Origin of the sequence: Methyloglobulus sp. (assembly GCF_040079455.1) — a bacterium.
Classification (GTDB): Bacteria; Pseudomonadota; Gammaproteobacteria; order Methylococcales; family Methylomonadaceae; genus Methyloglobulus.
Window position 1 is genome coordinate 1 of the sequence record NZ_JBEBKJ010000108.1, and the last position, 8729, is coordinate 8729.

Annotated in this window: 5 protein-coding genes and 3 pseudogenes; 5 read left to right on the forward strand and 3 right to left on the reverse strand. The window is 45.6% G+C overall.

Annotation, left to right across the window (positions count from 1 at the left end; all coding sequences use genetic code 11):
- Positions 1 to 220: 220 nt before the first annotated feature.
- The 5 genes from ABL924_RS16790 to ABL924_RS16810 all read left to right on the forward strand — a co-directional run bounded on the left by ABL924_RS16790 (position 221) and on the right by ABL924_RS16810 (position 6729).
- Positions 221 to 655 carry a hypothetical protein gene (locus ABL924_RS16790; RefSeq protein ID WP_349028252.1) on the forward strand — a complete coding sequence of 145 codons (435 nt, stop codon included), beginning with the start codon at positions 221 to 223 and terminating at the stop codon, positions 653 to 655.
- Between the two features lie 512 nt (positions 656 to 1167).
- Positions 1168 to 1620, forward strand: a complete 453-nt coding sequence (locus ABL924_RS16795; protein WP_349028253.1) for a hypothetical protein — start codon at positions 1168 to 1170, stop codon at positions 1618 to 1620.
- A gap of 111 nt (positions 1621 to 1731) precedes the next feature.
- On the forward strand, positions 1732 to 4104 hold the full coding sequence (locus ABL924_RS16800) for a S8 family serine peptidase (RefSeq protein ID WP_349028254.1): 2373 nt from the start codon (positions 1732 to 1734) through the stop codon (positions 4102 to 4104).
- Positions 4105 to 4583: 479 nt separating this feature from the next.
- Positions 4584 to 4817 carry a hypothetical protein gene (locus ABL924_RS16805; RefSeq protein ID WP_349028255.1) on the forward strand — a complete coding sequence of 78 codons (234 nt, stop codon included), beginning with the start codon at positions 4584 to 4586 and terminating at the stop codon, positions 4815 to 4817.
- 97 nt (positions 4818 to 4914) lie between these two features.
- Complete coding sequence (locus ABL924_RS16810; protein ID WP_349028256.1) at positions 4915 to 6729, forward strand: hydrogenase maturation protein; 1815 nt, start codon at positions 4915 to 4917, stop codon at positions 6727 to 6729.
- A gap of 105 nt (positions 6730 to 6834) precedes the next feature.
- On the opposite strand, the pseudogene tnpA reads toward ABL924_RS16810, so the two are convergent.
- The 3 pseudogenes from tnpA to ABL924_RS16825 all read right to left on the reverse strand — a co-directional run.
- Positions 6835 to 7298 (reverse strand): annotated as a pseudogene (gene tnpA, locus ABL924_RS16815) (IS200/IS605 family transposase).
- 386 nt (positions 7299 to 7684) lie between these two features.
- Positions 7685 to 8344: pseudogene (locus tag ABL924_RS16820) on the reverse strand (transposase); the annotation flags it as partial.
- Positions 8345 to 8491: 147 nt separating this feature from the next.
- Positions 8492 to 8729 (reverse strand): annotated as a pseudogene (locus ABL924_RS16825) (IS701 family transposase); the annotation flags it as partial.

Here is an 8729-nt window from a genome sequence, read left to right on the forward strand (position 1 = left end):
ATATATAGGGGATTCTCCAGGTGACATAGAAACAGGTGAGACTCGCGTCTGGTGCCGATTGTGGTTTAACCAGAGCAACGAACCGGTTGAACCTAAGATATTGGATGCCGAACTCAATCCGCAGTATCCGTTGAGATTAGATGGCTTGGAGGATGACGAGTAGCTTGCATGAAACTGGCCACACTCAGTATCGCCATTGACTATAGCAATGGTAGCCTGGATGAAACGCAGTGGAATCCGGGATAATCGAAATCACAATTGTCCGCAAAACACAGAGTGGATGGCAATGATACCGGATTTAGAAGATCGTCTTATACTTTGGCGTGTTGCCACCAAGCGGTCTGCTAATGGCAGTACCGATGAATGCCAAACGCAACCAAATACATTGGCTCCTCTACTGCCTAGCCAACCATTCGCCGCTGCTGCTGTAGCACCCCCAACAAAACCGCAACATTCCCTTGCGCAAACCATCTTCCGTAAACAACAAGTTGTCATACAACTCTATGACGCTGGCGTAGCGGATGGTGACATTGTTACCCTGTATTTGAACAATAAAATAGTTCGTTCTAATGTGTTGTTACTGCCACCGCCTGGGGTTACCCTCGAACCGTCACCTCTCCTCTGGTGCGTCGCTTGTATGCCCTCTCCATACTGAAATTATCCGGCTTGTCTGACAAAGGAAGCTTTCCCAGCAAGGTGTATATATCTAAATTCCGAAATCCCCAAGAATTAGGCACAAAAACACTACTGGATAACCTTCCAATTAATCAATTCGGCAGATTCATTCAGTTCTAATCGAATGTCGAAATATCTATTCAGAACAACAAAAACTTTCGTTAGGGAAAGGTTCCTCCAACTAATCAGCATTCCTTGTTAGGTTTTTAGCTAACTGAATTGTAACTATCCAGCGATTTTTGTCATTCCGAGCGCAGCGAGGAATCTTAAGCCTCAAATTCATAGGCCAACGTTCAAGATTTCTCCCGATGGTCGAAATGACAGCTAAATAAAGCTCCTTGTAAAAAATTCAGAATAGTTGCACTGAATTTATGTTTTTTTGAACCCATTTAAAACCACAAACGACTCAATTACTGATGGTGATTAATTAACAAGCCATCCTCGCTTACGGCTACTCGTGAATGAGTATTGTTTTTAATATAGGAGTTTATCATGAAAATATTACTATCTCTGGGCCTAGCCTTATTTAGCGCCTCAAGCCTTGCCGCAACACCTGCGGGCCTTTATGAATGCAGTGGAGCCGGAGTAACGGTCAATTACTTCGCGACAGATTCGGGGACGCCCTATACCCTTAAGTTCGCGATTGGCGGCAAATATTATTCTGGCTTCGAAGCAGAAATCACAGATGAAGTCACGGTGCTGGGACACCTGTTGACCATTACCCGGGCTACCGTCCCTGATCGTCACACCGATACGCTGACCTTGCTGCTACCTGATGTCAACGTCAGCGATTTTGTAGGAGCTTACAAAAAGTTTGATACGCGCATTTTTAGTACCCGTACGCGAACTTCATTTGGCGGCACTCAATTTGTGGAAGGTGTTATTCAAAATAACGCCTCGCGGATTGTGCACTGTACCGGGACGACTAACGATGCTGCTGCCTGATGCCAACATCAGCAATAGTATTGGGACTTATAAAAAGCCGTACCAACAGTAGGCGCTTTAGGCGACTCACCTACGAGACTTAACTTAGATATTCTTTAGGAGTAATTAGCTATGAAATCACGACATTTTCCCCGCTGGAATCCCGCTTTATTTGCGGTAGTCTCAGCTCTTACCTGGTCGCTGGTCTGCAACCCTGCCCAGGCCATTGATATGGTCGATTCGGAGGAATCGCCGGAGGAAGTTGCCGAAGCCGCAACTACTGTACCCGCGACTCCGACTGCTTCAACACCTGATCAAGGTTTAGGGGCTCCGCTTTATGGCATGGATGATCCTAAGCGAATTCCAGGTTCTTACCTTGTGGCCATGAAAAAAGACAATCAGCTTAAGGCCAGCCTTAGCGCGTTTAGTGCTGTTGCTGGCTTATCCATGACCTCGCAGTATGTGATGAAAGGCTTTCAAGGCTTTGCTGCGAAAATGACAGACACAGCTTTGGAGCAAATCAGAAAGAACCCCAATGTTGCATATGTAGAAGCAAATAGAATTATCTCTCTTGAAAAACCAACTAATGCCAAGGTGGAAACCGATAGCATCACTTCACTAGCCTTTCCTGCTTCGTGGGGTCAGGATAGAGTTGACCAGCACGACCTGCCACTTGATGATTCATTTAATCCACAAAAGACAGGACGTGGGGTCAATGTTTATGTTCTTGATACGGGTATTCGGCGAACACATCAAGAGTTTGGTAACCGCGTTGCAGCAGGGGCCACCTTTATTTTTGATGGTCAGGGGACCAATGATTGCAGTGACATTGGACATGGCACACATGTAGCCGGTACGATCGGCGGCAAGACCGTGGGGATAGCCACAGAAGTAACACTGATCCCCGTGCGTGTTTTAGGTTGTGATGGTTTTGGGTCAGTCGAAAGTATTACCCATGGAGTAGAATGGGTGACAAACAATGCACGGTATCCTGCTGTAGCCAATATGAGCCTTACTACATCCACCCCAAGCCGCTGGATTGATGAAGCAGTTGCAACCTCCATTGCCAATAATATCAACTATATCACTGCTGCTGGGAACAATGATGTGGATGCCTGCAGTGCTTCACCAGGTCGGGTGAGTGGGGCAATTACCGTGGGCGCGACCATCGACACCGATGCCCGTTGGGTAGGTTCAAACTGGGGAAGTTGCGTTGATGTTTTTGCGCCTGGTGTAGATATTCGTTCAGCACATCCTCACGATGACAGTGCTTATTTTACCAACAGTGGCACTTCGATGGCAGCCCCACATGTTGCGGGTGCAGTTGCCGCGATGCTAACCCCCGATCCTCTCTATCCAAGCCCGGTAGTAAAACCTTATAGTCTCGAACGAAGAATCCAGGCCTGCAGTACCAAGTTCGCCGTTAGAGATGCCAAAAGTATCAATAACCATTTGCTACATTTATGTCAGGATGTGCAATTTGAATTTGGCGATGTCAATAACGACAAGCGGGAAGACATGATCCGTTTTGGTGAGATGGGGACGGAGGTAGCTTTGGCAACCCTTTCTGGATACCAACCCTTCAAACAGTGGATTGCCAACTTTGGCTATAACTCGGGTTGGCGGACAACCAGACACGTGCGCCGTGTTGCCGATGTCAATGGTGATGGTAGGGCAGATATTGTTGGCTTTGGTGAAAAAGGTGTTTATGTCGCCACTTCAACAGGCACCCAATTTGAATTTAAAGGTAAGTGGATAAACGATTATGCTTATTTATCGGGAGCATGGCGTATAGCAGACCATGAACGCCGTGTGGCTGATGTAAATGGCGACAAAAAAGCTGATCTAATTGCATTTGGCAACTTTGGCGTTTACGTGGCACTGTCAACGGGTACTAGTTTCACGTTCCAGCCCAGGTGGAGTAGCGATTTTAATCCGACCACGGGTTGGGACAAGAGACAACATGTCAGGCATGTTGCGGATATAAATGGTGATGGCAAAGCCGATATTGTTGGCTTTGGTGGGGATGGAGTCCATGTGGCATTGTCTTCAGGCTCAAGCTTTGACTACAAGGGTCGCTGGATAGATGATTTTGCTATCGGCGCTGGAGGTTGGAGTGTATACAGACACGAAAGGCAGCTTGGCGATGTCAATGGGGATGGCAAAGCCGATATTGTTGGTTTTGGAGAAGATGCAGTCTATGTCTCATTGTCTACCGGAATCTCATTTTCACCAATTACTGCGCCACAACCCGAATTCGACTATGAGAGTGGTTGGCGGGTTGCTGATACTTATAGTCCATTTGGCACTGCTGGCACTTCCCTTGCCTCACTTGATGACTTTGCGGTAGCGCACCCACGTTTTGTCACTGACTTTACTGGCAATGGTAGGGCAGACATTATTGGCTTAGGTAACGTAATTAGACCCTTTAAGGAAGCAGCTTTTGCTGTGGCAACATCTTATGGATTTGGCTCGAAAATGCTTCTTACCCTACCTAAGGAGTAGGTCAGGTTTCCAATACTTATAGCGTTTTTCTCGCTTACCGAGGGTCTAGCCTAAACCCTCGGTATTTTTTGACTGATGACAGAACTCCAACATAAAAATGGATGGAGTCAGTATCAATTGATTTTACTTTGGGTGGGGTTAACCGACCAATTAATCAATTCCGCAGTTCCATTGAGTTCTTACAGAATTTTGTAGCTCCCACCAAAAACGACAATGACTTTAGTTAAGAATAGGTTACCCCAAGTAATCTGCACTCATTGTTTATGTTTTTTAGTTCACTGAATTTACCCCTAAGTCTCTGTGCTTCGTGTAATGGCCTTGTTAAAGGACAAATAAATAATTTTCTGTGCAATTTTTTTTGAACCCGTTTAAAGCCACAAACGACTCAATTATTGATAGCGAATAATTAACAAATCATTCTCACTTACACCTACGCGTAAATGAGTATCTTTTTAATCACATATTTAATGGTGAATATCATGAAAACAACAGGTGAAGCCAGCCAAACATTAACGAACCAACTTAAAGAATGGAGCGTTCAAATAGCCGTTCTAGGTGCGAAACAAGACGCTGCCACCGTAACGGCAAAACAATTCGCCCAGGAACTGGCTGAATTACGCACCAAACACCACACTGCAACCCAACAATTAAGAGAAGTGGAATTGCATGAGAGCGGGATGTACATGTGGGAGAACATCGGGTGTGGCGGTTGATGGCCGGAAAGGCTGATAGCTACGCTTTTTTGCGAAACCATTAACCGCTTTAGCAAACGATAATCACAAAGTTAACATCCAATAAAGGAGATACATCATGAGAATATTACTAATATCATCAGCCTATAACGGCTTATGTCAACGTGCCCATATGGAGTTGGAAGCATTGGGCCATGACATCTCGATAACCTTGGCGCTCAATCCTGACTATATCAGAAAACGGGTGACATTTTTTCAGCCCGATTTAATTATCTGCCCGTTTTTAAAAGAAAAAATTCCGGAAGATGTCTGGAGCAATCATACTTGCCTCATTGTCCATCCTGGCATTGTCGGCGACCAGGGGGCTTCTTCCCTGGACTGGGCGATAATGAATGGTGAACAGGAATGGGGTGTGACCGTGTTGCAGGCTGTGGAGGAAATGGATGCCGGTGATATTTGGGCGACCGAAACATTTAAAATGCGGCAAGCCAGCAAAGCCAGCATCTATCGCCGAGAAGTGACTAAAGCCGCAATCAAGGCGATGCTTCAGGCAGTCGAACGGTTCGAAACCAAGACTTTTACACCTGAACCATTGGATTATTCAAAACCCGATGTGCGTGGTGAGCTGCGTCCCCAAATGAAGCAACAAGAGCGCAGAATCGATTGGGCAAATGACGATGCCGCAACGATTATCAAAAAAATCAATGCCGCCGATAGTGCGCCCGGTGTGCTGGATGTCATCGATAACCAGGAATATTATTTGTACGGTGCCCATCAAGAAAGTTCTAAAACTGTCTGGGAGGGTCTTTTCCAAGGTTGGCAGCCTGGGGCAATCATAGCAAAACGTCACGGTGCCATTTGCCGTGCGACCATAGACGGCGCAGTCTGGATCTCGCACTTGAAGCGCAAGAATACCGCAAAAGTACCACTCTATAAGCGTTTACTAGCACATGAAAAACAATTTGATTTCAAGCTCCCGGCGACAAAAGTGTTAGGCAAGGTTGTCGATAAAATACCGGAATCCCCCATTGATCCATTATTCATGGGAACGGAACTTACCTTTAAGGAAATCTGGTATGAAGAAAAAAACCAGGTCGGTTATCTGCATTTCGATTTTCATAACGGTGCGATGAGCACCGAACAATGTCGGCGCTTATTGGAATCATACCGTTTGGCACAGCTACGGCCCACCAAAGTCCTGGTATTAATGGGCGGCAGTGATTTTTGGTCTAATGGTGTCCATCTCAACACCATCGAAGCGGCAGAAAATCCGGCCAAGGAATCCTGGCGTAACATCAACGCGATAGATGATGTCGTACTTGCAATCCTTACGACAGAAAGCAAATTGACGGTCTCTGCAGTTTGGGGTGGTTGTGGCGCAGGCGGCGCAATGGCTATTTTGGCGGCTGACAAAGTGTGGGCGCGCAAGGGCGTGATTTTTAATCCGCATTATAAAGCCATGGGTTTATATGGTTCGGAATACTGGACCTATTCGTTACCAAAACGGGTTGGGCCGATGAAGGCGCTGGAATTAACGCAAGCTACATTGCCTATTGGCACGAAAAAGGCCAAGGCTATCGGCTACATTGATGAAATACTACCTGATGATTACACCAACTACTTAGAACAAGTCCGGCAAAATGCGGAAGCAATGACCCTACATCCCGAGTACCTACAGATAATCGAAGAAAAACGCAATACCAGGCAAAGGGATGAGCAAGCTAAGCCCTTGGCCGCCTACCGTGCTGCCGAATTGCATAAAATGAAAAGAAATTTTTCAGGAAAATGTAACACTGGCGAAGTCAATTATCATGTGGCTCGTTACAACTTTGTCCATAAGGTCAAACCCAAAGAATCCGCGACTTGTGTGGCCAAGCATATGCCCCATGATATAGCCAAGCTGAGTGAGTTAAGGCAGTCTTTAGCTTGCTAAGAAGGAGAAGCTATGTTTCGTAATTAATTGGTCGGCTATGTTGTTCGCCTGTTAATAGCAGCATAACTATCTACATAATTAAGTGTGTGCAACTGTGATGGCCAACTAAAACTGGACACTTCCTCCGCTTAGCTGATTCTTTAGATCTAAGCTTTTCGATGCCAGTTGTTCATAGCGCCCCTCTTCTTTTTCTTGCTCCCGGATATACGCCCTCACAACCTCTTCATCCAATCCCACCGTCGATACAAAATATCCTCGGGCCCAAAATTTTTCTCCGGTAAAGTTTTGGGTTTTTCCCATAAATCGCCTCGCCATGGAGATAGAGCTCTTGCCTTTCATAAAACCGACCACATTCGAAATCGCATATTTGGGCGGTATGCTGATGCACATGGTCTGACATCAGATGCCCCTCCACTATTTCACAGCCTTTCTGTTTGGCTAATTCATGAAACAATTGCCCAAGGCTTTCGTAACTTTCCAAATATCACTTTCTTTCTTCTCTTTGGTATAAACACAATGTGGTATATGCAATTCCACTTCGTATGACTCAAACTTTGGCACTCTCGCATAGTTAATTCTCCTTACTCTTGGCCGAGTTTCAGAGAATCGTCCAGACCGTCTCACAGGTCAAACCTTTGTGAGTCCCCCGGCATAGCTGGGGGTTTACCAAATTTAATTATTTAAGGGTAAATGCAGCTTTAATCTGAATACAAATTTAACGTAAGGTATTTTTATATAAAGTCAATTCAACTCGCTTCAAATATGCTACAAAGCTAAAGGTGGTGCTTGTTTCTAATATGAAACAAAACTGAACGTTGTCCGTGAAATAGCCATGGGCGGCAATTTGGATGCCCCGATGGATATCCCTCTTGCTCAACAGTTGGCACGCTGGGGCCGTCTACTACTAAACTTTCAAGCGATCGAGCATCGTTGTTTTTCCTGATCAATATAGAAGTTACGCATTGACGGCGGACGAAAAAAGTGGATTTAAACTTTCCTTTCCAAGGATAAATTTAGAAATGAAAGAAGCAATGACATTTTTGAACAATTCGTGTCGTATTTGGTAACAGTTCATGATGGCCTGGGTCGTCGTAAGTGTTTGTAATTGCACATAACCAAAAATAGCGGCAAACAAATGGTTCTTCGTTGCCTGCTTACCGCGCACTTGAAACTTTTCGATATTACAAACCTGTTTGATGGCGCGATGATATTGTTCGATTTGCCAATGCTTATCATGTTCAAGGCCAAATGCCCGACGACCGAACTGGCTGAGTTTTTCTTCTTTGGGCAGATAAACCACATAATGGCGCAACTGGTCTTTTAGCTGTGTCCGAAAAAGTTTAACGCCCCCATATTCCTTCAACCACACAATCAAGCCGTTTTCAGGGAAATCGGGCATTTGAACTTGCTGCCAAGTTCCCTTTCCCATTGAAACCCTGCGGTTGCTTTTGACCGCAAACATAAACCCCAAGACATGGTTTTTTATCACTTTAAGGTTTTTCACGCAACTGTACCAGCTATCACCCGTCACTATGGCCGGCTTAAGTCCCCACGCTAAAACGGCCTCCAGCATCTCCAGAAAACAATCATTTTTCGTCTTGTTTTCACTTTTATCGACATTTCTCCTAAGCGACGACAGCTTACATACTTTGGTTCGCTCAGTAAAGATCCGGTGTACATCGATAAATTGCAACGTGCTGTTTTTGGGCGGCTTATATTTCTTATCACTTTGCGTTTTCATGGAGAGGTGGTTCTTCATCATGGCTTTCAAATACAACTTGGCCCTGAGCGCGAACGGGTTGAGCTTGTGTTTTATTGCGAGGCACTCCAGGCGAAAGGCGGCATAGATCGACAGGAAGACAGGGTTGCCTTGCGTCCTGACCCGTTGCGTCGGCGACTTTGCCAACGCCGTATTGGATTTGAGGGTTTTATGGAAGACCTCCACTTTCCACCGTTTTTGGTAGATCGCTTCGATCGCCGCTTGGTCGCAGTCGAGGTCG